Source organism: Bacillus sp. FSL K6-0069, assembly GCF_038007785.1.
GTDB classification, from domain to species: Bacteria; Bacillota; Bacilli; order Bacillales; family Bacillaceae_G; genus Bacillus_A; species Bacillus_A mobilis.
Genome location: NZ_JBBOXN010000001.1, coordinates 3,851,860 through 3,875,661, shown reverse-complemented (window position 1 = coordinate 3,875,661; position 23,802 = coordinate 3,851,860). Strand labels below are relative to the sequence as shown.

Sequence of the window (23,802 nt, the reverse complement as noted above, 5' to 3'; positions counted from 1 at the left end):
ACAACTCTTATCAAGAGCAGGTGGAGGGATTTGGCCCGATGAAGCCCAGCAACCGACCGTAATACCATTGTGAAATGGGGCGTTTATTTACGCCGAAAGGCACGGTGCTAATTCCAGCAGAAAGTAAAACTTTCTGGCAGATAAGAGGGGAGAAGATAAACTTCAAACCTCTTTCTTTGTGGAAAGAGGTTTTTCTATTTTAGAAAAACCTCTGAATAAAAAGGGGGAGAAGACGATGGGATATTATTCATTAACTGAAACGACAGCTATACAATATGCGAAAGAACATGGTTATTTTGATAAAAAAGCAAATGTAGTTTGTCATGAAATTGGAGATGGCAATTTAAATTACGTGTTCAAATTAGATGATGGAGAGAAGTCTATTATAATAAAACAAGCACTGCCATATGCGAAAGTAGTTGGTGAGAGCTGGCCATTGTCTATAAAAAGAGCGACGATTGAAAGTAAAGCATTACAAATTTTTGCGAAGTATGTGCCGGAATATGTGCCGGTAGTGTACAGTCATGATGAAGAGTTAGCAGTAACAGTTATAGAAGATTTATCAAGACTAACAATTACAAGAAAAGGATTTATAGATGGAGAGGAGTACCCACTTTTATCCCAACATATCGGTCATTTTCTAGCACATGTGTTGTTTTATACTTCAGATTTCGGGTTAGAGTCAGAAGAGAAGAGGGTACTAGAAGGTGCATTTGTAAACCCAGACCTTTGCAAAATTACAGAAGATTTAGTGTTTACAGATCCGTTTGGTCATTACGATACGAATGATTATGAACCAGATTTGCAGCTAGCTGTAGATGAACTATGGAGTGACAAAACTGTCAAACTAAAAGTGGCACAGTATAAATATAAATTTTTAACGAGAAAAGAAGCACTCATTCATGGAGATTTACATACGGGAAGTATTTTTTCATCACCTTCTGAAACGAAAGTGATTGATCCAGAATTTGCAACATATGGTCCATTTGGATTCGATCTTGGGCAATTTATTGCAAATTTATTATTAAATACGTTATCACGTGAAGAGGCAAAAAGAAATGTGCTATTTTTCCATATTGAAAAAACATGGAGTTATTTTGTAGAAACTTTTACGAAGTTATGGATTGGAGAAGGTGTAGAAGCATATACGAAAGAGAAACAATGGTTGCCAATTATTTTGCAAAATATTTTTACGGATGCCGTTGGATTCGCTGGATGTGAGCTTATCCGTAGAACGATTGGCTTAGCGCATGTAGCTGATTTAGATGAAATAGCAAATAAAGAAACGAGAATTCAAGCTAAGAAACAAGCGTTATCCTTAGGTAGAGAACTAATAAAATATGAATCTAAGAACGCTGATATTCAACTGTTCCGAACACTATTCCAACAGACAGTTTCTGGAGGGGTAAAAGCATGAGTACAATTGTTACTATTCCGAGGTCTGTTAGTTGGAAAGGGGATGCTATTGCAGTATTAAATCAAACAAAGTTGCCACACAGTACAGAATACAAAACATTAACGACGATTGAAGAGGTATGGAAAAGTATTATCATGCTAGAAGTAAGAGGTGCACCTGCAATTGGAATTGTAGCTGCATTTGGTTTGGCGCTTGCATCCAAAAAATATAACACTGTACATATTGAAGAATTTCAAAAGAAGTTTAATAGAGATTGTAATTATTTAGGAACATCACGCCCAACAGCAGTCAATTTATTTTGGGCAATCGATCGTATGAGAGAATCCATTCGAGAAATTACTACAATAAAAGAAGCACAAAAAAAATTAGAAGAAGAAGCGCTTCTCATTCAGCAAGAAGATGAATCCGTATGCCGGAGTATTGGAGAACATGCATTAACATGTTTTAAAGACGATGATAACATTTTAACAATTTGTAACGCTGGCAGTATTGCAACTGCTAGATATGGTACTGCATTAGCACCGTTTTATATTGGGAAAGAAAAAGGTGTACGTTTACATGCGTATGCGTGTGAAACGAGACCGGTTTTACAAGGTGGGCGTTTAACAACCTGGGAATTAAAACAGGCAAATATTGATGTAACACTTATTACAGATAATACGGCAGCTCATGCTATTCAAACGAAAGAAATAAACGCGATTATAGTAGGAGCGGACCGAATTGTCGCAAATGGAGATACAGCAAATAAAATTGGAACAATGAATTTAGCTATATTAGCAAAGTATTTTGATATCCCGTTCTATGTTGCAGCTCCGCTATCCACATTTGATATTACGAAACAAACAGGTACTGAAATTGTTATTGAAGAAAGAGATGAAACAGAAGTTACGAAAATTTTTGGAAAACAAGTGGCGCCAATTGGAACTGATGTTTATAATCCTGCATTTGACGTAACGCCGAATGAATTAATTACAGGTATTATTACCGAGAAAGGTATTATACGAGGAGATTATGAACAGGAAATTGCATCATTATTTGAAAGACAAGCTAATACATAATAGCTTGTCTTTTTATCCCGCATTAACGGGCAGTAAGACCTCCACCTCAAAATTCAGCGGAAGCAAAGAAGTTAGGTGGGGGTCAACTGCCCGTAAAAGCCCGATTGGTGAGGGCTAATAATCAGTGGGGGATGAACAAAACCCCCACTGATTAAAGTTTCACTTTATGCCTAAATGTTTTCTTTTCTCTTATTTATATAGTGGAAGGAGGCGGAAAAGATGGAAGAGTGGATCAGGATGGTAGGTAATGTAGGGTTTCCGATTGTTGTAACATTGTATTTACTCCACCGTATTGAAAGCAAATTAGATGGGGTAATTGTTGCAATCGAGAAACTCCCTAAGCAATTACTAAAGTAGGAAGGTCCTTGCGGTAAAAAATAAAGTTTGCTCTTCGGGAGCAAACTTTATTTTTTATCCCGCTTTAATGGGCAGTAAGACCCCCACCTCAAAATTCAGCGAAAGCAAAGAAGTTAGGTGGGGGTCGGGCTGCCCATTAAAGTCCGATTGGTGAGGGCTGATTAAAGTTTCACTTTATTGAGCAGTATAACCACCATCGATAACGACAGCTTGACCAGTTATACCTTTCGCCTTTTCGCTCGCTAAAAACATAGCATAATCAGCGATTTCTTGTACTTGCAATAAGCGTTTTTGCGGTACAAGTGGATAAATAACAGCTTCTAAAACATTTTCAAGTGGTACATTTCGTGTAGTCGCTAAATCTTGTAGTTGATTACGTACAAGAGGGGTATCCACATAACCAGGACAAAGCGCATTAACGGTAATTCCGTGAGTAGCGCCTTCTAAAGCGGCGACTTTTGTTAATCCAATTACGCCATGTTTCGCGCTATTATAGGCAGATTTTCCTGCAAATCCAACGAGGCCATTAATGGAGGCTACATTAATAATTCGGCCATACTTTTGTTTTTTCATAATTGGGAAGGCATGCTTAATTGCGATAAAAGGAGCGATTTGCATAATTTTAATAAGTTGTTCAAACTTTTCGGTTGGAAAATCTTCAATTGGTGAAACGTGCTGCATTCCTGCGTTATTAATTAATATATGTAATGAACCGAAATGATTAACCGTTTGAGAAATTGCAGCTGTAATTTCTTCTTCAGATGTAACATCACATTTTAAACCGATAGCTTGATAGCCTTCTTTTTGTAATTGGTCAGCAGCTTCTTTTGCACGTTCTTCAAGACGATCGGTAATCACAACCTTTGCACCTTCTTTTGCAAAAGCGGTTCCCATTTCATAACCAATACCACTTGCAGCACCTGTTAAAAAGACAACACGATTTGTAACCATGGTGAAAAACATCCCTTCGTAATAAAGTTCTCATATTGCTCTATTTAGAGGGCGGATAATAAAAATCCTGCAAAGATTTGGAAAAAATTGTTAGCTATCTTGTTTTACAAAATAGTCTCTGCTATACTACTTTGTAAAGCAAGATACTTACGCTTATCTATCTTGTAAAACAAGATAGTGGGAGGATTTGAATTATGTCGACAAGTCAAATGCTGAAAGGGATTTTAGAAGGATGCTTACTTGCTATTATTTCTGAAGGTGAAATATACGGTTATGAAATGAGTGAAAAGCTAGCAAAATATGGCTTTACAATGGCGAGTGAGGGAAGTATTTATCCGTTATTAATACGAATGCAAAAGGAAGGATTAATAACAAGTGTAATGAAGGAATCTCCATCTGGCCCAAAGCGAAAATATTATACATTAACAGAAAAAGGCGAGGAAGCGCTTAATGAATTTATGGATCGCTGGGAAGCGATGCAAAGTAGTGTAGAGCGTCTACTTGAGGGGAAGGGGAGAAAAAAATAATGCTATCAAGAGAAGCACGAAAGTTTTTATTAGATATGAGATTATTTTTAGTGGCAAAGGGTGTGAAAGAAAGCGATATTGAAAATTTTATAGAAGATGCAGAACTTCATTTAATCGAGGGTGAGAGTGATGGGAAAAGTGTAGAAGATATTTTTGGAAGCTCACCGAAAGAATATGCAAATGAACTTGTAAAAGTAATGGAAAAGGATAGACAGGAAACGTGGAAGCAAATTGGTTTTACAGTAATGAATATCGTATCGTTTTGGATTATTGCTTCTATCTTAATAGTGAATAACGGAATGTTACAGATATCAATTATTCAGTGCGTTGGGTATAGTTTGTCATTGATTTTAGTTGTTATAGGTCCTAATTTTCTACTTCGTAAAATGACCTTCGTAACAAGTTTTACAAAAACGTGGTTTTCTATGTGGTTTTTAGTTATGATTGCGCCAATGTTTTTAATAGGAGTTGTTACGATATTAGATGTGACCTATCCTACAAAAATGTTTACATTCACCCAAACGCAAAGTTATATATTAGCTGGAGCTATTTTTATTATCACAATAGCAATAAATATATATTTTGAAGGATGGTTTAAAAACTTATATTTAATCATTCCACTTTCAATTATGTTACTGTTTAAAACATTTACTTCGGAAGATCTCATGCCAATGTTATTTCAAATTATATGTTTATACGGAAGTTTGTTTATTTTAATTTTCCTTGAAATTATGCTGAAGACGAATAGAAGAGAAACGGTTAAATAAGGGAGGGGTTATCATGCAGATTTCTAAAGAGGGAGAAAAGTTTTTAATCGATACGAAAGTGTATTTAATAACAAAAGGAATGAAAGAGGAAGATGTGGACGCCTTTCTAGAAGATGCAGAACTTCATTTAATAGAAGGCGAGAAAGAGGGAAAGACGGTAAAGGATATATTCGGTGATTCACCAAAAGAGTATGCGGAAGAATTAGCGAAAGAGATGGAGAAGGATAAAGGCGGGAGTATAAAGAGTATTTTAGGAATGATTATTGGTATTGGTGGATATTGGCTACTAACTAATATATTATTCGAAAATCCTAATCATGAATTTACATTAACAAATGTACAGTTGATTGGGTATCCAATTGTTTTAATGATTACGATTGTAGGAATTATATTTGCTTTTAAGATGTCATCATTTAAGAGCAAAATAAAAGAATTTAGCATCATTTATGTAGCAGCTTTGCTACCAATCTTATTACTAGTATTATTAATGTTTATGAATAAATGGTACGGGACGCCTGTATTACAATTAACGACTATACAAAGTTATATACTAGCTGGGTTTATCTTGTTAGTACTGTTAATTGGGGAAGCGTACATACTGGGGTGGATTGGAATATTGGCTGTTATCGTACCACTATTAATTATCTTTGTATTTAAAGAATTAGGGAAGCAAAACCCATATTGGGGAATCTTAGAGCCGTTACTTCTGTACGGAAGTTTATATGTATTAATGCGATGGTCTTTGAAAAATGAGGAGAAAAAGACTGTAAGCTAGCTTTATATTAATAGTGAACGAATTGAATTTTTTTATTATAGGAAAAGGGCTGCTCTGGATATACAAAAAATTATTTCCAAAGAAATACTATATTTTGATTTTTAGAGGGATTCGGTTTAGGTGTGTAGTGTATCCTTTGCAGCCGTGCTTTCGTTTGTTAATTGGAATAAGTTGTTTTTAAACAGTAACATGACGGTTACTGTTTTTTTCTTTGTAATAAAGAACTTTGTAAAGAGAGTGTTTTTTGTTCGTTCGTTAATAGGGACTGAATATGGACATTTTCAGGGTGCGGGACTATTGGATACATAAGATTTGATGGAGAAGGATGGTGCTCCGAGCCAGTTGGGGAATGAGGATCTGCGTGAGTAAGTTTTCCATGAATACGTCTTGTAAATAAAATATGACCGATTTCATGAGCGAGCGTATATATATTTTTCATAGGAGCAGCCGAATTTGTTAAAACGATATAACCAGTAAGTTGCTGTTGTTTTGCTAAAGAGTAAGCGCAGGCAATTACTGCTGTTTCTTTGAAATAATCACTGCCAATATAACAAATGTAAAGGTCGCATTCAGGAGCTTCATTTACACACGTTTGGAAAAAGGATGCTAATTTTTCCTGACTTTGAATAGAATTTTTATAACTAATTTCACGGTCAGAAAAACGAAAAAGTTCATTTAAAATAATTACGTCTTTAATTTGAAATGTAATCGGGTGCCAAATTGACTCTGCAACTGCTAAATCTTTTGCGATACGGTCATCAGAAATATCGGCGCCTGGAGTAATGCAAATACATATATTGACGTATGGATCCATAAGGAACACCTCAACTGAAAAAATTCTTCTTATAATATATGTTAGGAAAAGACCCGATGTATGGATAAACGCCTTGTTTATTACAAGTCGAAAAAATTTCATAGTTCTATAACGTAGTGTGATCATCTTTTTGATATAGTAAAGAAAAGGGGGAGAATATATGTATACATTAAAAATCGTTTCAGACAGAGAAGCTCTTTATCAATTTGCAAGTTATGTAAGAGTTGTACAAGGGGTTGAAGATGTATATGTAGAGGTGGGAGAACCTTTATATGAACATCCATTAATGAAGTTTTATGTACATATTAAGCTGGAGGAAACATATGAGCAACATAAAGCGTTACAAGAAATAGCAAGATTAGTAGAGTTAGGACGTTTTACATATGTTCATTATCGTAATGATGAAATTGAAGAAGCTTTTGAAGCTGTAAAATATGAAAGTTTTAAGAAATAAGGATGAAAAAAGGGAGGCGAAAGCTTCCTTTTTTTTCTTGGAAATTACATCAACAAAAGGAGAAAAATTTTGTTATGATAAGGGAGGGTGAGGAAAGGAGAGTTTACATAATGGGGTATATTGAAGAGTTACGCAAAGTCGTTGGGACAAGACCACTTATTCTCGTTGGATCAGCAATAATTATACTAAATGATAATCAAGAAGTATTGCTTCAATATCGTTCAGATACATATGATTGGGGTGTACCTGGCGGTGCGATGGAACTAGGAGAAACGACAGAAGAAACTGCTCGCCGAGAATTATTAGAGGAGACGGGATTAACTGCAAAAATAATGCAATTTCTAGGTGTCTTATCAGGAAAAGAAGTATATTTCCGTTATCCTAATGGGGATGAAATTTTTAATGTTATTCATCTGTATCAGGGGCATCATGTGAGTGGAGAATTAAGGCTTGATCATGAGGGATTGAAGCTTCAATATTTTCAGGTAGATAAGTTACCAAAATTGAATGAAACGACAGAGAAAATTTTACAAAAATTTTTATATGCATTAACAGAATAGAAGGTTAATTCCTTCTATTTTTATTATATTAAATATTTTGATTTTTTAGTATGTTTATAGTATGATAGATGTAGACATACATCTTATGGAATTTCACCTAAAAACTGACTAGGGTACATAAGAGAGGGGCAAGTGCAAAATGCATAATGTTGTTATTACAGCTGCAGTTCGTTCGCCAATTGGAACTTTTGGAGGAGCGCTAAAAAATGTAACGCCAGTAGAATTAGCGGTTCCTGTACTTCAGGAAGCTGTAAAACGAGGCGGGGTAGAACCACACGAAGTTGATGAAGTAATTTTAGGTCATTGTATTCAAAGAACTGATGAAGCAAATACTGCAAGAACAGCTGCATTAGCGGCAGGATTTCCTGACACAGTTACGGGTTATACAATCCAACGCCAATGTTCTTCAGGTATGCAAGCAATTATGTCAGCTGCAATGCAAATTCAATTAGGTGTAAGTGATGTTGTTATTGCAGGTGGAGTAGAAGCAATGAGTTCAAGCCCTTATGCATTAAAACAGCACCGCTGGGGACAACGTCTACAGCACGGAGAAATTCGTGATACGGTGTGGGAAGTACTAGAAGATCCGATTCACCATATTATGATGGGTGAAACAGCTGAAAATCTAGTTGACCAATATGAAATTACAAGAGAGGAACAAGATGAAGTTGCGCTTCGTAGTCATACATTGGCACTGCAAGCAATTGAGTCTGGATACTTTGACGATCAAATTGTTCCTATTACGATAAAAGAACGTAGAAAAGAAATAGTATTTTCGAAGGATGAACATCCACGTGCAGATATTACAGCGGAAAAATTAGCAGGATTAAAACCAGCTTTCCGTAAAGACGGATCAGTAACGGCAGGGAATGCATCTGGCCTGAATGATGGAAGTGCGGTTCTAGTATTAATGAGCGAAGAAAAAGCGAAAGAAAAAGGCTTACAACCGTTAGCTAGAATTGTTGGATATTCAGTAGCTGGAGTAGATCCGAAAATTATGGGTATTGGACCAGCACCAGCAATTCGTAAAGGATTAGAAAAAGTAGATTGGTCATTAGAAGATGCAGATTTACTTGAAATTAATGAAGCTTTCGCGGCTCAATACCTAGCTGTAGAGAAAGAATTAGGTTTAGACCGTGAAAAAGTGAATGTAAACGGTAGTGGTGTAGGACTTGGACATCCAATCGGTTGTACAGGAGCTCGTATTACGGTAAGTTTAATTCATGAATTGAAGAGACGTGGTTTAGAAAAAGGAATTGCCTCTCTATGCGTCGGCGGCGGTATTGGGGTAGCATTATTTATAGAAGCACTATAAAAAAGAAGCAGCGCTTGCTGCTTCTTTTTTACGATTCAAATAGATGCTGGAATAGTCGATCACGGTTTTCAAAGAAAAGTTTTGTTGTTTGGTAATGCTCAGTGTCTTCTAAGGCGGATTCATGAATCCCTTCTTGTGTTAAAGAGTATATAGTGGATTCAGGGTAAGCCATTAAAATAGGAGAATGCGTCGCGATAACAAATTGTGAACCTTGTTCCGCTAGTTCGTGCATTCGAATGAGCATGGAAAGTTGTCTCATTGGTGATAGAGCGGCCTCAGGCTCATCTAAAATGTATAAACCTTGTCCTGAAAAACGATGCATAAATAAGGAGAAAAATGATTCACCGTGTGATTGGTTGTGTAGTGAGGTGCCGCCATATGAGTCAATAACTGGATTTCCACGTGCGTATGGATCGGCATCCATTTCATCAATATAAGAAGCAACGTTATAAAATGATTCAGCGCGAAGAAAGAAACCATCACTTGGTGTATTGAAACTTTTGGAAATGCGAAGGTATTCATGTAAAGATGAATGTGAATCGTTTGTGCTAAAGCGGAAATTTTTCGTTCCACCTTCTGCATTAAATCCTAAAGCGATTGCAATCGCTTCGAGTAATGTTGATTTACCCGTTCCGTTTTCTCCAATAATGAATGTTACATTTGGGTGGAAAGCTAGAGATTGTAATGTTCGGATAGCGGGTAGACAGTAAGGATATGCAGAAAAACTAGAGATATTTTCTTTTTTTAATGTGACATTTTTTAAAAAGGGTACGTCAATCAATATATAAACCTCAATTCATAACGGATTTTGATTCTAAAAAAGTAGCAAATACAAGGGTAAGACAACTTGCAAATAGTATTGTATATTGAAGTGCGCCAAAGCCAAGACCTTCCCAGCCGAAAGTCATTCTCTTCCATATGAAAATAAAAAGAACGCTTATAAAACCAACGAGAGCAGGCATATATTTTATAATTTGTAAGTGCTTCCACAGAAAAAAGCCGATGTATGTAAGTACAAAGAAGATAAGCAGAATGAGAAAAAAGACAAGTGTTAATGACACGTGAACCCCTCCTTATTTTCTGAATATTTCATGTGGATTATAACATGTAAACTACCATATTCCAATGTGAAAATAAATATTGCATCAAGATCAATTCTCTCGTTATGATAGATGGTATCCTATTGAAGATTTGAAAAGGAGTTAAAACATGCCGTTTACATTTGCACATCCAGCAGCAATTCTTCCTTTGGTGAAAAGGCGTTCTCAATATATTTCAGTAACGGCTCTTATATTAGGGAGTATGGCGCCTGATTTTGAATATTTTTTACACTTTAGACCGTATGGTGTTATTGGCCATACATGGCTTGGGTTCTTATATTTAAATTTACCCCTTGTATTTTTACTCGCATACATATATCATTACATTTTAAAAAAGCCGTTTATAACACATTTACCTAAACCGTTTGCTGGCTACTATATATATGCAGTAGATGAGAGGTGGGGGCTTCATACATGGAAGGATTTCTTTGTATTTTGCTATTCCGCTGTATTTGGTATGCTCACGCATGTCGTTTGGGATGCGTTTACTCATTATACAGGCTATTTCGTTATGAAAATAGCATTGTTACAAAGAGAATTACATAGTATTCCAGTGTATAAATACATGCAACACGGAAGTACATGTGTAGGTTTATTATTACTATTATACGTACTATGGAAGTATAAAGATGAAACTGGGAAAGATATTATGATAGCTTCAGAAAAAAGGAAGTATTGGGTTTCGTCAAGCATTGTCGCAGCTCTAGTATTTATCGTTCACGCGTTCGTAGATCCCTATTTTCATATTTTCCAAATAGGAGGTATAATAGTATCTGGACTGACAAGTTCATTTTGTGGACTTCTCATTGTTTCTATAGTTTACAAAGCAAGGGACTAATTTACATTACTGAATGATAGTGTTAGGAGAAATTATATGATGAAAGCATGGAAAAGTATTTTTGTTTTATGTAGTTTTCTTCTTATGTTAAGTGGTTGCTTCCATCAAGAAGAAAAGAAAGCTGAACCGAAGAAGAAAGAATCTATTCCTGAAACAAAAGAATATGGTGGGCGTGAGCTGAAAAAAGTAGGACAAAAAGTGAAAGAAACAGGATGGGGTACTTTTAAATTAGAACAGATCCATTCTGTGAATCAAACATTTGAAGTAGCACCAATGAAAATTCACGTACAAGATGTGAAAGTAATCTCTTTATCGCAGATGAGTAAAGATGCAAAAAATACATTAAAAGTATATACGGCATTAACTCCTGAAGAAGTAAAGCGTAGATTAGGAGATAAAGTAAGTCAAGAAGATGCGGAGTTATATGCATCGATCAGTGGTACTGAGATTAGTGATACGATTCGTTACGTTGAAATTACATATAAGGTGGAAAATAGCGGGAATAAAAATATGCAATTTTTCTCTATGAATGATGTTACGATTAATGATAAGCAACATTTTAAAGTAGCAACTCAAAACTTTTTATATGATGAAGATACGCTCGTTGGTACAAAAAATGTATCAAGAGAAGACTATAAGCCTGGTGAAACAAGAGATGGTATTATCGGCTTAATACTTGATGATGGAAAAGAAAAGGTAAAGGATATTAAGTTTACAACAGATAATGTAATCGCAGCAGATACAGAAACGCAAGATGTTGTAAAAGAGCCACAAACTTTTAACATCTCACTTTCTGAGTAAGAGTTTTTTAAAAATATGTAAGAAAAAACAGTCAGCGCTCAAACAACTATGCTGACTGTTTTTTCTGTTCTTTTATGTATGAATCTACACTTTGAAAAGGTACCTTAATTTTAAACGCATCTTTTTGTTCATTAAATTGCTTTTCATTATACGGGCCAAACCGTTTATTATGCTTTACGTCGATAATCCAATAATGCTCACTTTTTTTATTTGCAATTGCCCCGTCAGGGTTATTCGGATCTGATTTTTCCTCAATTTGTTTTGCAATAATGTATTTATCATCCCAAGCTATGTCTGTAAGTTTTGCAGGAATGTATTGTGTGGCATATACAGCATCTTGCGATGGGAAAAGTTCAAATGCATTTCCAGAAGTACGTATGAGTTCGTATTCATCGTTAATCGTATAAGTTATATGATTTGTATTTCCAGCACAACCGGCTAATAGGAATGCGACGAATAGGATTATCCATTTTTTCAATATGGGAACCTCCTTTATAATGCTGTTGTAACACATTGTACAAGAAAAGTAAGAGAAACGCTAGTTTACAATGTTTTTTAGAAGTGGTACGATGAGACGGGTAAAGAAGGATATGAAGGAGTCGACATAAAATGAAGTTAAAGATGCATCGTCCAGCGCTTGTAATGAATCGCATAGGTGCTTCCCTAATTGACATGTTTTTAATCTCGGTTATGTATGGTGCAGTAGTAGCTATTATGACCGGAAATTATAGTGCTATTTTTAATCGCTTTAATATTAGTTTTGGTGATTATAGATATGATCTCGCAGTAGTTTTTATATTAATGGCGATATATTTTATTTTGGTACCCTTTATTTGGAACGGTGTTACACTTGGTAAAAAGGTAACGAGAATAAAATTAATTTCATTGAAGAGTGAAAAATTAACAATACAAACATTAATTATAAGATTTTTTGTATTGTTATTACCGAACATATTTCTACTTGGAATTCCGATATTATGTAACGTATATATGATGTTATTCCGCAAAGATAATTGTGGTTTTCAAGATTTAATTACAAAAACAAAAGTGATAAGTCTTGTATAATAAAACAGAGACCTTTTTATACATAAAATAAGAAGGTCTTTTTTTGTCCCGATTTAATGAGCAGTAAGACCCCCACCTCAAAATTCAGCGAAAGCAAAGACGTTAGGTGGGGGTCGGGCTGCCTATAAAAGTCCGATTGGTGAGGGCTAATAATCAGTGGGGGATGAAGAAAACCCCAACTGATTAAAGTTTCACTTTATTATTCAAATATATTTTAAAGGATATATAATAAGAAAAAGTTAATCCATATCATTTTTGGTTTTAATAGATTGAAAATTAAGAAAATGTTATAATAATTAAAATAATATCTTTATATAATAAGGGGGAAATTGAAATGACTGGAGGTAGCGTAATCTTTTGGGGGATTTTAATTTTCATCGGTTTAGTTTTCGATCAGCGTAATAGTAAGAAAAAAGAAGAAATAAAAAAGTAATCGCTTACAAATGAATAAGCAACTTTTCTTGCTTGCAGACTAATCTCATAAAGCAGTATACTGAATAACGGTAAGACTTATAGAAGGGGTAATGAAAATGAAGCTTGCAGGAAAAGTTGCTATCGTAACTGGCGGTGGCATCGGTATTGGACGTAATACAGCTCTTTTGTTGGCTAAACAAGGCGCAAAAGTAATTGTGACGGACATTGATCAAGAAAGTGGACAAGCAACAGTGGAGGAAATTACGAATCTAGGCGGAGAAGCACTTTTTGTATCCTATGATATGGAGAAGCAAGGAGATTGGCAACGCGTTATCAGTATTACTTTGAATGCATTCAGTCGCATTGATATGCTTTTTCAAAATGCTGGTTTATATAAAATAGATTCTATTTTTTCTCGCCAACAAGAGAACGATTCCAATGTACTTTGTATTAATGACGTTTGGATAGAGATAAAACAATTAACGTCATCTTTTATGAAACAGCAAGAAGAAGTGGTGCTGAGTGACTTACCGATTTTCGGTATTATTGGCACGAAAGGACAATCATTTCATACAGTAGAAGCCCTCGTATAATAATGAAAACCGCCCTCAAAATATGTGGACGGTTTTTTTGTATGTTATATAGTAGAAAATTACTTTTTAACGAATACGTTGTTCAGTTTGGCTATCAAAGAAATGTGCTTTATTCATATCCAATGCTAGTTTAATTTCGTCACCAGGTGAAAATGTATGTCTTGCATCAACACGTGCTGCAAAATCTTGATCTCCAAGTTTCATATATAAAATAGATTCAGCACCAAGTAACTCAGCAACTTCGATTTTTGTTTTGAAAGTAGTAGATTGTGAAGCTTCTAAAAATAAGAGTTCATCATGAATGTCTTCAGGGCGAATGCCTAAAACAACTTCCTTATTTACATAGCCTTGTTCACGTAACATCTTCATTTTTCCTTCAGATACTTTGACCTTTATTGTATTGTCTATAACGAAATCGTTTTCAGTTAATTTACCACGGAAGAAATTCATCGCTGGAGAGCCGATAAATCCACCAACGAAGATATTTTCAGGTGTTTCATATACTTCTTTTGGAGTTCCGATTTGTTGAATCTTTCCGTCTTTCATAACAACAAGGCGTGAAGCCATTGTCATTGCTTCTGTTTGATCATGTGTTACGTAAATTGTTGTCGTTCCAAGACGATGGTGTAATTTAGAAATTTCTGAGCGCATTGCAACACGTAATTTAGCATCTAAGTTGGATAAAGGCTCATCCATTAAGAAAACCTTCGCGTCTCGAACAATTGCTCTACCTAACGCAACACGTTGACGTTGTCCACCAGATAATGCTTTCGGTTTTCTATCTAAATATTGTTCCAGTCCTAAAATTTTTGCTGCATCTTTCACACGACGATCGATTTCATCTTTTGGTATTTTTCTAAGTTTTAATCCAAATGCCATATTATCATACACACTCATATGTGGATATAGAGCATAGTTTTGGAAGACCATTGCGATATCGCGATCTTTTGGAGGGACATCATTCATTAGCTTACCATCAATTGAAAACTCTCCTTTTGAAATATCTTCAAGCCCAGCCACCATTCGTAATGTTGTAGATTTTCCGCATCCAGAAGGACCGACAAATACGATAAACTCTTTATCTTGAATGTGTAAATTGAAGTCTGTTACAGCTGTTACGTTATTATCATATATTTTATAAATGTTTTCTAATTTCAGTTCTGCCATGGTATTTCCCCCTAGAAATAATTATGCAAACGTTTTCTTTGAGTTCATTATAAACTAATAGATTTAAAAAATAAACAAAAAAATAAAACGTTTTCATTTATTGGAGGAATATTAGTAACTTTCATATGTTTTCTTAGAAAAATAAGAACAAAAGTTGTAAGCGCTATTTTAAATTAAGATAGAATCTGTTATCATTCATTAATGAAAACGTTTGCGCCTTAAAAAAGAAAATCGAATTATTAATGAAATGGGGTAGCATAATGGAAAAACAATGGTGGAAAGAAAGTGTAGTATATCAAATTTATCCTCGTAGCTTTATGGATAGTAACGGTGATGGTATTGGTGATCTTCGTGGTATTATTTCAAAGTTAGATTACTTAAAAGAATTAGGGATTGATGTCATTTGGTTATCGCCAGTCTATGAATCTCCAAATGATGATAATGGTTATGATATAAGTGATTATTGTAAAATTATGAATGAGTTCGGAACGATGGAAGATTGGGATGAGCTATTACATGAAATGCATGAACGTAATATGAAACTTATGATGGACTTAGTTGTTAATCATACTTCTGATGAACATAATTGGTTTATTGAATCACGTAAATCAAAAGATAATAAATATAGAGATTACTATATATGGCGTCCTGGAAAAGAAGGAAAAGAGCCGAACAACTGGGGAGCAGCTTTTAGTGGATCAGCATGGAAGTATGATGAAATGACAGATGAATATTATTTACATCTGTTTTCTAAAAAACAGCCGGATTTAAATTGGGATAATGAAAAGGTAAGACAAGATGTTTATGAAATGATGAAGTTTTGGTTAGAAAAAGGAATTGATGGCTTCCGTATGGATGTTATTAATTTTATTTCTAAAGAAGAGGGATTACCAGCTGTTGAAACAGAAGAAGAGGGATATGTTTCAGGTCATAAGCATTTTATGAACGGTCCAAACATTCATAAATATTTACATGAAATGAATGAAGAAGTATTGTCTCATTATGATATTATGACGGTTGGTGAAATGCCTGGTGTAACGACAGAAGAGGCGAAAATGTACACTGGGGAAGAACGAAAAGAACTGCAGATGGTATTCCAATTTGAACATATGGATTTAGATTCAGGAGAAGGCGGAAAATGGGATGTAAAACCATGCTCACTCCTTACTTTAAAAGAGAATTTAACGAAATGGCAAAAAGCATTAGAGCATACCGGATGGAATAGCCTATATTGGAATAACCATGACCAGCCTCGCGTTGTATCTCGTTTTGGTAATGATGAAATGTATCGCATTGAATCTGCTAAAATGTTAGCGACGGTACTTCATATGATGAAAGGAACACCGTATATTTATCAAGGAGAAGAAATCGGAATGACAAACGTTCGATTTGAATCGATTGATGAATATCGAGATATTGAAACATTAAATATGTATAAGGAAAAAGTGATAGAGCGCGGTGAAGATATAGATAAAGTGATGCAGTCTATTTATATAAAAGGCCGAGATAATGCTAGAACACCGATGCAGTGGGATGATCAGAATCATGCTGGATTCACAACAGGTGAGCCTTGGATTACGGTAAACCCTAACTATAAAGAAATCAATGTGAAACAAGCGATCCAAAATAAAGATTCAATTTTTTATTACTATAAAAAATTAATTGAGTTACGTAAAAATAATGAGATTATTGTGTATGGATCATATGATTTAATATTAGAGAATAACCCTTCTATTTTTGCATACGTAAGAACATATGGAGAAGAAAAACTTCTTGTCATTGCAAACTTTACGGCGGAAGAATGTGTATTTGAATTGCCTGAGGACATTAAGTATAGTGAAGCAGAGTTATTCATACACAATTACGACGTAGAAAATGGATCGATAGATAACATGACATTACGTCCGTATGAAGCGATGGTATTTAAATTGAAATAAGAAAAAGCCTTATACCACTTGGTATAAGGCTTTTTTGATTACCATTTTAAGATTGAGAATCCATATGGAGGAAGTGTAACTTGTAATACACTTGCTTCCGCTGAAAATTCTTCGTTTGTATAAATGTTAATGATTTTCTTTCCGGTAACATGGAGAGGGAGTGAAGCAGTGATTTCACTATCAGTCGGATTTAAAACGAAAAAGATAGTTTCATCTTCATATGTTTTCGTATAAGAAATATAATTATGTTCATCATTTGCTTCGATGAATTGGAAAGTACCATGTCCTCCAAATGCTCTATATTGCTTTCGTAATGAAATTAATGTTTGTACATGTGTAAATAATGTATGATCTTGTTTTTTCGTATCCCAAATCATACATTTGCGGCAAGCTGGATCCATACCGCCATCCATACCAATTTCGTCTCCATAATAAATACAAGGAGAGCCGATGAAAGAAAGGTGGAATACATAAAGTAACTTTAACTTATTTTTATCTCCGTTACATGTTGTCAATATTCTTGGTGTATCATGGCTGTCTAATAAATGAAACGCTGCTTCATTTACGTTCATAGAGTAGGAATGTAGAGATTCTGTAATTTGTTTCATAAATTCATTTGCTTTAATGGAATCGTTAGCAAAGTAAGACAGTAGAGCGTTTGTAACAGGATAGCTCATTACAGCATCAAATTGATCTCCTTGTAGCCATGGAAGTGCATCGTGCCAAATTTCTCCTAAAATATATACTTCAGGATTTAATGTCTTTATCTCACTTCGGAATTCTCTCCAAAAGCTGTGATCGACTTCATTTGCTACATCAAGGCGCCAACCGTCTATATTGAATTCTCTTACCCAGTAACGCCCAACTTCAAGTAAGTATTCTTTTACATCCGGGTGTGCTGTATTTAATTTAGGCATAAATGGTGTAAACGCAAAAGTATCATAATTCGGAAGTGGCTCAGTTCTAATTGGAAACTCATGAATATGGAACCACTCTTTATATGCTGATTGCTCACCATTTTTTAGTACGTTTTGAAATTTATCAAAAAAGTATCCACTATGATTAAACACGGCATCGAGCATTACTTTTATACCGTGTGTATGACATGCCTGAACGAGTTCTTTGAACGTTTCTTTCGTCCCGAATTGCGGATCGATTTCCATGTAGTCAATGGTGTCATATTTATGGTTTGAATGTGCTTTGAAAATAGGTGTGAAGTATATCCCTGAAATTCCAAGCTTCACAAGGTAATCAAGGTTTTGAATAATACCAGCAAAATCTCCACCGAAAAAATTAGTTGGAGTTGGCTCAGCGCTGCCCCAAGGAAGAGTGTTTTCTGGATTTAGTGCACGATCACCATTCGCGAACCGTTCTGGGAAAATTTGATACCAAACGGTTTCTTTAATCCAAGAAGGTGCTTTGAATACATCATTTGCATGAATAAATGGAAAACAGAAAAAGTTACCAACGTCATCATTTGGAATGGTAGAGAAAAATCCGCGTTCTGAATAAATAAGCGTTTCTGTATCATTTTTTAATTCGAATCCATAACGTAAGCGCTTAAATTTCGGTTCGATAGAAATGGACCAATAATCAAACAATGCGGTAGAACCAGTTTTTTTCATCGGTGTATTTGATGTAATCCATTTCCCGTCTTTCCAGTCATAAGGATCACCGTAAATAAGAGTGGCGCTTTGAACATCGTCTCTTTGAGTACGTATTCGGATGTGAATCGTTTTTTCATCGTAAGCGTATGCGTAATTATCTTTTGGCCTATGATAAATGGCTTCTTTAAGCATATAGAAAATCCCCCTTTAATATCCCCATACTTATTGTTCCCTTACGTGTAATAATAAAGCATATGTTGCAAACGATTGCCTTTTGCATAGCTTTAATATTGCTTATAAGAGTAGTATTCATTTCATATAAAGTCAATGTATAAGGAGTATAGTAATAATATTTTAAAAATTAATATTTGCAAAATGAATAAAAGAATGTATAATGATAGACAAATAGCGCAAACGTTTTCATAGATTGAGATATTGTTTGCGCTTCTATTAAACCATTCAATGCAAACGTTTTCAATTAGTAAGGTACATATACAACTTAGGGAGGTTTTTGGGATGAAGAAAGCATTATCATTATTAACGATTTCAGCATTATCAATTGGTATGTTATCTGCATGTGGACCGAAAGATTCAGGGAAGAAAGAAGAAAGTAAAGCAAAGAAAGATTACGATCTTCTCGTTTGGGAAGATGATAAAAAAGGTGTTGCTTTAGAACCAGCAGTGAAAAGTTTTGAGGAAAAATATAAAGTAAAAGTAAAAGTTGTTGAAATGCAAATGACAGATCAAGTGAAGAAGTTACGCCTTGATGGACCAGCGGGGACTGGACCAGATGTTGTAACATTGCCACATGATCAAATCGGAAACGCAGTAACAGAAGGTTTACTTTCAGAAGTGAAAGCTGATGATGCTGTAAAGAGTAAATTTACTGATTCATCAATAGCAGCACAGACATATAACGGGAAATTATATGGTTTACCAAAAGCAATTGAGACACCAATCTTTATTTACAATAAAAAATTAATGCCAAAAGCACCAGAAACGATGGACGAGCTGTTTAACTTCTCGAAAGAATTTACGAAGGATGGCAAGTACGGATTTTTAACACTAGGAGATAACTTCTACTTTGCTAATGCATTCATGGCAGGTATGGGTGGCTATGTGTTTGGTGAAAAAGATGGAAAGCCAAATGCAAGTGATGTTGGATTAAATAATAGCGGAGCAGTACAAGGTGCGGAATACCTTCAAAAATGGTACAAAGAAAAGTTATTCCCGAAAGGTATTATTGGTGAATCTGGTGGACCTGCTGCTGATGGACTATTTAACGAAGGAAAAGCAGCATCTATCATGAACGGACCTTGGGCGTTCCAAGCAATGGAAAAGAACGGAATTGATTATGGTGTTGCTCCAATGCCAAAATTACCAAATGGTCAACCAATGAAAACATTTGTTGGGGTTAAAGGATGGCATGTAACAAGTTTCTCTAAACAAAATGATTTAGCTACAAAGTTCACTGAATGGGTAACGAATGAAGAAAACGCAAAAATTCGATTTGAGAAAACAAAAGAAATTCCTCCAGTAAAATCAGTGATGGAAGATCCAATTATTAAAGATAATGAAGCTGCAAAAGCAGTTGCAACGCAATCTGAAAATGGAATTCCAATGCCAAACATTCCGGAAATGCAAGAAGTATGGAAACCAGCTGGAGATGCGCTTCAATTAGTTGTTACGGAGAAAGAGGCACCAAAAGCAGCACTTGATAATGCTGTGAAGCTAATTAAAGGTAATATTGAGGCAAACCATAGTAAGCAAAAATAAGGTGAAATTCGTGCCTCTAATATGAGAGGCACGAATTCTCTCCCAGAAAAAAGGGGGAAGGAACATGCAAACATTGGAACCAGCAAACGGCTTAAACGGTTCAAAACATAGGAAAATGGCAACCATGTTATCAATCATTCCAGGCATGGGCCAAATGTATAATAAACAATTTGTAAAAGGTCTTATTTTTCTAGTATTAACAGGTTCATTTATTGTAGCATTTGCTGATTTATTAAATATGGGATTATGGGGAATTGTAACGCTTGGTACAGAAGTTCCACGTGACCATTCTGTCTTTCTATTAGTAGAAGGAATCTTGGCACTTATCGTCATCGCGTTTGGACTTGGAATATATGCATTTAATTTATATGATGCATACCAAAACGGGAAGAAACGTGATATAGGAACCCCATTAAACTCTGTAAAAGAGCAATACCGTAATTTACTAGATCAAGGTTTTCCATATTTAATGGTTTCACCAGGTTTTCTATTACTTATCTTTGTAGTTGTATTTCCAATCATCTTCGTAATTTTAATTGGATTTACGAATTATGATTTATACCACTCTCCTCCAGCTAAATTAGTAGATTGGGTGGGCTTCAAAAACTTTATTGATATCTTTACATTACCGATGTGGAGAGAGACATTTTTAAGCGTATTTTCTTGGACTGTCATTTGGACATTCGTTGCAACGACATTACAAGTTGCGCTTGGTATTTTCTTAGCGATTATCGTAAATCAGCCTGGTATTAAAGGGAAGGCAATTATTCGAACAATCTTCATTTTACCGTGGGCGGTCCCAGCATTCGTATCTATTCTTGTTTTCTCTGGTATGTTTAATGAAACATTTGGAGCAATTAACAATCAAGTATTGGCGTTATTTGGAATCGAAAAGATTGCTTGGATGACAGATCCGTTTTGGGCAAAAATCGCTTTAATTATGATTCAAACGTGGCTTGGATTCCCGTTCGTCTTTGCAATGACAACAGGTATACTGCAATCGATTCCAGGGGAGTTATATGAAGCTGCTACAGTAGATGGAGCTACAGCTTGGCAACAGTTTCGTAAAATTACATTGCCACTTGTTCTATATGCAACAGCACCAATATTAATTACGCAATATACGTTTAACTTTAATAACTTTAGTATCATCTATCTATTTAATGGCGGAGGTCCTGCTGTAGCTGGACAAGACGCAGGTGGAACGGATATTTTAATTTCATGGATTTATAAGTTAACGATGACTTCAGCGCAGTACGGGAAAGCAGCAGCTCTTACAATGATATTATCGTTAATCGTTATTACAGTTGCGTTATGGCAATTTAAGAGAACAAAATCATTCCAAGAAGAGGATATGATGTAAATGAATATTAAAAGACAAAAGATGTTACGTCTCTCATTAAGTTATTTCGTTATTTTCGTAATGTGTGCCATCATTTTCTATCCGTTATTATGGATTATTGGCTCATCGTTTAATCCAGGTGATAGTTTATCTGGATCAAGTATTATTCCGCAAAATGCAACGTTAGATCATTATCGTAAGTTATTAGATTTAGAGAATAGTAATTATTTACTATGGTATAAAAACACATTAAAAGTAAGTGTTATAACGATGATTTTCTCAGTGTTAGCAATTAGTTTTACTGCTTATGCATTTTCAAGATACCGTTTTGTTGGAAGAAAAAATGGATTATTAACATTTTTAATTCTACAAATGATCCCGAACTTTGCGGCGCTAATCGCTCTATACGTATTAGCACAGTTAACAGGGTTAATCGATACGCACCTTGCATTAATTTTAATTTATGTAGGCGGGGCAATTCCAATGAATACATGGCTTATGAAAGGATATTTTGATACGATTCCGAAAGAATTGGATGAGTCAGCTCGTATGGATGGGGCAGGACATTTCCGTATTTTTTGGCAAATCATTATGCCACTTGCAAAGCCAATCGTAGCGGTTGTGGCGTTATTTACTTTCATCGGTCCATTTACAGATTTCATTTTAGCGAGTGTTATTTTGCGCACACCAGAAAATTATACGTTAGCAGTTGGCTTATATGAAATGGTAGCGAAGAAATTTGGTAATGAATTTACAACGTTCGCAGCGGGTTCAGTATTGATTGCAATCCCAATTTCAATTTTATTCCTATCACTACAAAAATACTTTATCTCTGGTTTAACTGCTGGAGGTACGAAAGGATGAAAAATGGGACGTTACGTCCCATTTTTCTTTTCATCGCCCTATAAAAAATTTTATAGGGCGATGAAAAGAGATTTGACATCACATATGAAAAGAAGTGAAATAAATAGTATATTATAGTATAGGAAAAAAGAGCTATATCCCTTACAATACATGGAGAGGGAGAATATGATAGGTTTTACAAGATAGACTCAATAAAAGTTAATGACTTCTCCAATTACTTGCAACGGGTGCAAGGTTAAAATATAAAAAATGACAGAGAAGTGAGAGGAGGGGGATTTTTATGACAGTTACAATTAAAGATGTGGCGAAGAAGGCTAATGTAGCACCATCTACCGTTTCTCGTGTAATTGCTGATAATCCAAGTATAAGTGAAAAAACAAAGCGTCGTGTTCGGAAAGTAATGAGTGAACTAGGGTATCATCCCAATTTAAACGCAAGAAATCTAGCTAACCAAACAACGAAAACACTTGGACTTGTTATGCCAAGTTCTGCAAGTAAAGCTTTTCAAAATCCGTTTTTCCCAGAAGTTATAAGAGGGATTAGTTCATTTGCACATGTGGAAGGGTATGCGCTTTATATGTCGACAGGTGAAACGGAAGATGAAATTTTTAATGGTGTTGTAAAGATGGTACAGGGACGCCAAATTGGTGGCATTATTCTTTTATATTCAAGAGAGAATGATCGGATTATTCAATATTTGCATGAACAAAATTTCCCGTTTGTTTTAATCGGGAAACCGTATGATCGAAAAGATGAAATTACATATGTAGATAATGACAATTATACAGCTGCAAGAGAAGTAGCAGAATATTTGATTTCATTAGGTCATAAACAAATCGCGTTCATCGGCGGTGGATCAGATTTACTTGTAACGAGAGATCGTTTGGCTGGTATGAGTGATGCTTTAAAATTAGCAGACATTGTATTACCAAAAGAGTATATTTTACATTTTGATTTTTCGAGAGAAAGTGGTCAACAAGCCGTTGAGGAGCTAATGGGGCTGAAGCAACCACCGACAGCAATTGTGGCAACGGATGATCTAATTGGACTTGGTGTGTTAAGTGCACTTTCTAAAAAAGGATTCGTTGTACCGAAGGATGTTTCTATTGTAAGCTTTAATAATGCTTTATTATCAGAAATTGCGAGTCCGCCACTTTCGACAGTTGATGTGAATATATATCAACTAGGGTATGAGGCAGCAAAAGCTTTAGTGGATAAAGTAGAGAATGCGGAGTCTACTGCAAAGTGTATTATTATTCCTCATAAATTACTGAAGCGCCAAACTTGCGATCATTATGCATAA

26 protein-coding genes, 1 pseudogene and 1 riboswitch are annotated in these 23,802 nt (G+C 35.2%); of the genes and pseudogenes, 20 read left to right on the top strand and 7 right to left on the bottom strand.

The window, feature by feature from the left end; translation table 11 throughout:
• Nucleotides 1-4 precede the first annotated feature (4 nt).
• A riboswitch (SAM riboswitch) is annotated at nt 5-147 on the top strand.
• An 88-nt stretch (nt 148-235) separates the two neighbouring features.
• From mtnK to MHB74_RS19755, 3 genes are all read left to right on the top strand, one after another.
• Nucleotides 236-1,417, top strand: a complete 1,182-nt coding sequence (gene mtnK / locus MHB74_RS19765; protein WP_061680349.1) for an S-methyl-5-thioribose kinase — start codon at nt 236-238, stop codon at nt 1,415-1,417.
• Nucleotides 1,414-2,475, top strand: coding sequence for an S-methyl-5-thioribose-1-phosphate isomerase (mtnA, locus tag MHB74_RS19760; RefSeq protein WP_061680339.1), 1,062 nt, complete (start codon nt 1,414-1,416; stop codon nt 2,473-2,475). Before mtnK ends, mtnA begins: the two co-directional genes overlap by 4 nt.
• A gap of 219 nt (nt 2,476-2,694) precedes the next feature.
• The gene (locus MHB74_RS19755; RefSeq protein ID WP_000393345.1) at nt 2,695-2,832 is read left to right on the top strand and encodes a YvrJ family protein; all 138 of its coding nucleotides are present in this window, start codon (nt 2,695-2,697) and stop codon (nt 2,830-2,832) included.
• Nucleotides 2,833-3,006: 174 nt separating this feature from the next.
• Here the strand turns inward: MHB74_RS19755 and MHB74_RS19750 are convergent, their stop codons facing one another.
• Nucleotides 3,007-3,783 carry a 3-hydroxybutyrate dehydrogenase gene (locus MHB74_RS19750; RefSeq protein ID WP_061680441.1) on the bottom strand — a complete coding sequence of 259 codons (777 nt, stop codon included), beginning with the start codon at nt 3,781-3,783 and terminating at the stop codon, nt 3,007-3,009.
• Nucleotides 3,784-3,977: 194 nt separating this feature from the next.
• Here MHB74_RS19750 and MHB74_RS19745 point away from each other — a divergent pair, with 194 nt between their 5' ends.
• From MHB74_RS19745 to MHB74_RS19730, 4 genes and pseudogenes are all read left to right on the top strand, one after another.
• On the top strand, nt 3,978-4,310 hold the full coding sequence (locus tag MHB74_RS19745) for a PadR family transcriptional regulator (RefSeq protein WP_000107987.1): 333 nt from the start codon (nt 3,978-3,980) through the stop codon (nt 4,308-4,310).
• Nucleotides 4,310-5,077 (top strand): DUF1129 domain-containing protein, encoded by a 768-nt coding sequence (locus tag MHB74_RS19740; RefSeq protein WP_061680442.1) that lies wholly within the window; start codon nt 4,310-4,312, stop codon nt 5,075-5,077. Before MHB74_RS19745 ends, MHB74_RS19740 begins: the two co-directional genes overlap by 1 nt.
• Before the next feature lie 13 nt (nt 5,078-5,090).
• On the top strand, nt 5,091-5,852 hold the full coding sequence (locus MHB74_RS19735) for a DUF1129 domain-containing protein (RefSeq protein WP_061680443.1): 762 nt from the start codon (nt 5,091-5,093) through the stop codon (nt 5,850-5,852).
• Nucleotides 5,853-5,874: 22 nt separating this feature from the next.
• A pseudogene (locus tag MHB74_RS19730) lies at nt 5,875-5,970 on the top strand (DNA-binding protein); the annotation flags it as partial.
• 78 nt (nt 5,971-6,048) lie between these two features.
• Here MHB74_RS19730 and MHB74_RS19725 read toward each other — a convergent pair.
• Nucleotides 6,049-6,666, bottom strand: coding sequence for an ImmA/IrrE family metallo-endopeptidase (locus MHB74_RS19725; protein ID WP_061680444.1), 618 nt, complete (start codon nt 6,664-6,666; stop codon nt 6,049-6,051).
• A gap of 160 nt (nt 6,667-6,826) precedes the next feature.
• On the opposite strand from MHB74_RS19725, the gene MHB74_RS19720 reads away from it, so the two are divergent.
• The 3 genes from MHB74_RS19720 (at nt 6,827) to MHB74_RS19710 (ending at nt 8,995) form a co-directional block, all read left to right on the top strand.
• Complete coding sequence (locus tag MHB74_RS19720) at nt 6,827-7,120, top strand: DUF3928 family protein (protein ID WP_000288327.1); 294 nt, start codon at nt 6,827-6,829, stop codon at nt 7,118-7,120.
• 110 nt (nt 7,121-7,230) lie between these two features.
• Nucleotides 7,231-7,680, top strand: a complete 450-nt coding sequence (locus tag MHB74_RS19715; RefSeq protein ID WP_061680445.1) for an NUDIX hydrolase — start codon at nt 7,231-7,233, stop codon at nt 7,678-7,680.
• A 139-nt stretch (nt 7,681-7,819) separates the two neighbouring features.
• A complete protein-coding gene (locus MHB74_RS19710; protein WP_061680446.1) occupies nt 7,820-8,995 on the top strand; it encodes an acetyl-CoA C-acetyltransferase in 1,176 nt (391 codons plus the stop codon).
• Between the two features lie 28 nt (nt 8,996-9,023).
• Here the strand turns inward: MHB74_RS19710 and MHB74_RS19705 are convergent, their stop codons facing one another.
• Both MHB74_RS19705 and MHB74_RS19700 read right to left on the bottom strand, forming a co-directional pair.
• Nucleotides 9,024-9,776: an AAA family ATPase gene (locus tag MHB74_RS19705; RefSeq protein ID WP_061680447.1), complete on the bottom strand. Its 753-nt coding sequence runs from the start codon at nt 9,774-9,776 to the stop codon at nt 9,024-9,026.
• 10 nt (nt 9,777-9,786) lie between these two features.
• Entirely contained in the window at nt 9,787-10,056 is a 270-nt protein-coding gene (locus MHB74_RS19700) for a hypothetical protein (RefSeq protein WP_061680448.1), read from the bottom strand.
• A 148-nt stretch (nt 10,057-10,204) separates the two neighbouring features.
• Between MHB74_RS19700 and MHB74_RS19695 the strand changes: the two genes are divergently transcribed.
• Together MHB74_RS19695 and MHB74_RS19690 are read left to right on the top strand one after the other, a co-directional pair.
• Nucleotides 10,205-10,933, top strand: a complete 729-nt coding sequence (locus MHB74_RS19695) for a DUF4184 family protein (protein ID WP_061680449.1) — start codon at nt 10,205-10,207, stop codon at nt 10,931-10,933.
• 36 nt (nt 10,934-10,969) lie between these two features.
• Nucleotides 10,970-11,734 (top strand): hypothetical protein, encoded by a 765-nt coding sequence (locus MHB74_RS19690; RefSeq protein ID WP_061680450.1) that lies wholly within the window; start codon nt 10,970-10,972, stop codon nt 11,732-11,734.
• Nucleotides 11,735-11,780: 46 nt separating this feature from the next.
• Here the strand turns inward: MHB74_RS19690 and MHB74_RS19685 are convergent, their stop codons facing one another.
• Complete coding sequence (locus MHB74_RS19685) at nt 11,781-12,212, bottom strand: DUF3997 domain-containing protein (protein ID WP_000758776.1); 432 nt, start codon at nt 12,210-12,212, stop codon at nt 11,781-11,783.
• A gap of 131 nt (nt 12,213-12,343) precedes the next feature.
• On the opposite strand from MHB74_RS19685, the gene MHB74_RS19680 reads away from it, so the two are divergent.
• The 3 genes from MHB74_RS19680 (at nt 12,344) to MHB74_RS19670 (ending at nt 13,806) form a co-directional block, all read left to right on the top strand.
• On the top strand, nt 12,344-12,799 hold the full coding sequence (locus MHB74_RS19680; protein ID WP_061680451.1) for an RDD family protein: 456 nt from the start codon (nt 12,344-12,346) through the stop codon (nt 12,797-12,799).
• A 334-nt stretch (nt 12,800-13,133) separates the two neighbouring features.
• The gene (locus tag MHB74_RS19675; protein WP_061678312.1) at nt 13,134-13,232 is read left to right on the top strand and encodes a hypothetical protein; all 99 of its coding nucleotides are present in this window, start codon (nt 13,134-13,136) and stop codon (nt 13,230-13,232) included.
• A 64-nt stretch (nt 13,233-13,296) separates the two neighbouring features.
• The gene (locus MHB74_RS19670; RefSeq protein ID WP_000218416.1) at nt 13,297-13,806 is read left to right on the top strand and encodes an SDR family NAD(P)-dependent oxidoreductase; all 510 of its coding nucleotides are present in this window, start codon (nt 13,297-13,299) and stop codon (nt 13,804-13,806) included.
• 66 nt (nt 13,807-13,872) lie between these two features.
• On the opposite strand, the gene MHB74_RS19665 is transcribed toward MHB74_RS19670, so the two are convergent.
• Nucleotides 13,873-14,973, bottom strand: coding sequence for an ABC transporter ATP-binding protein (locus tag MHB74_RS19665; RefSeq protein WP_061678311.1), 1,101 nt, complete (start codon nt 14,971-14,973; stop codon nt 13,873-13,875).
• A 260-nt stretch (nt 14,974-15,233) separates the two neighbouring features.
• Here MHB74_RS19665 and malL point away from each other — a divergent pair, with 260 nt between their 5' ends.
• Complete coding sequence (malL, locus tag MHB74_RS19660) at nt 15,234-16,910, top strand: oligo-1,6-glucosidase (RefSeq protein WP_061678310.1); 1,677 nt, start codon at nt 15,234-15,236, stop codon at nt 16,908-16,910.
• A 38-nt stretch (nt 16,911-16,948) separates the two neighbouring features.
• Here the strand turns inward: malL and MHB74_RS19655 are convergent, their stop codons facing one another.
• Nucleotides 16,949-18,709 (bottom strand): alpha-glycosidase, encoded by a 1,761-nt coding sequence (locus tag MHB74_RS19655; RefSeq protein ID WP_061678309.1) that lies wholly within the window; start codon nt 18,707-18,709, stop codon nt 16,949-16,951.
• A gap of 324 nt (nt 18,710-19,033) precedes the next feature.
• On the opposite strand from MHB74_RS19655, the gene MHB74_RS19650 reads away from it, so the two are divergent.
• From MHB74_RS19650 to malR, 4 genes are all read left to right on the top strand, one after another.
• Nucleotides 19,034-20,293, top strand: coding sequence for an extracellular solute-binding protein (locus MHB74_RS19650; protein ID WP_061678308.1), 1,260 nt, complete (start codon nt 19,034-19,036; stop codon nt 20,291-20,293).
• A 64-nt stretch (nt 20,294-20,357) separates the two neighbouring features.
• On the top strand, nt 20,358-21,656 hold the full coding sequence (gene malC / locus MHB74_RS19645) for a maltosaccharide ABC transporter permease MalC (protein WP_061678307.1): 1,299 nt from the start codon (nt 20,358-20,360) through the stop codon (nt 21,654-21,656).
• On the top strand, nt 21,657-22,499 hold the full coding sequence (gene malD / locus MHB74_RS19640; RefSeq protein WP_001022594.1) for a maltosaccharide ABC transporter permease MalD: 843 nt from the start codon (nt 21,657-21,659) through the stop codon (nt 22,497-22,499).
• A 280-nt stretch (nt 22,500-22,779) separates the two neighbouring features.
• Nucleotides 22,780-23,802: a maltose operon transcriptional repressor MalR gene (malR, locus tag MHB74_RS19635; protein ID WP_061678306.1), complete on the top strand. Its 1,023-nt coding sequence runs from the start codon at nt 22,780-22,782 to the stop codon at nt 23,800-23,802.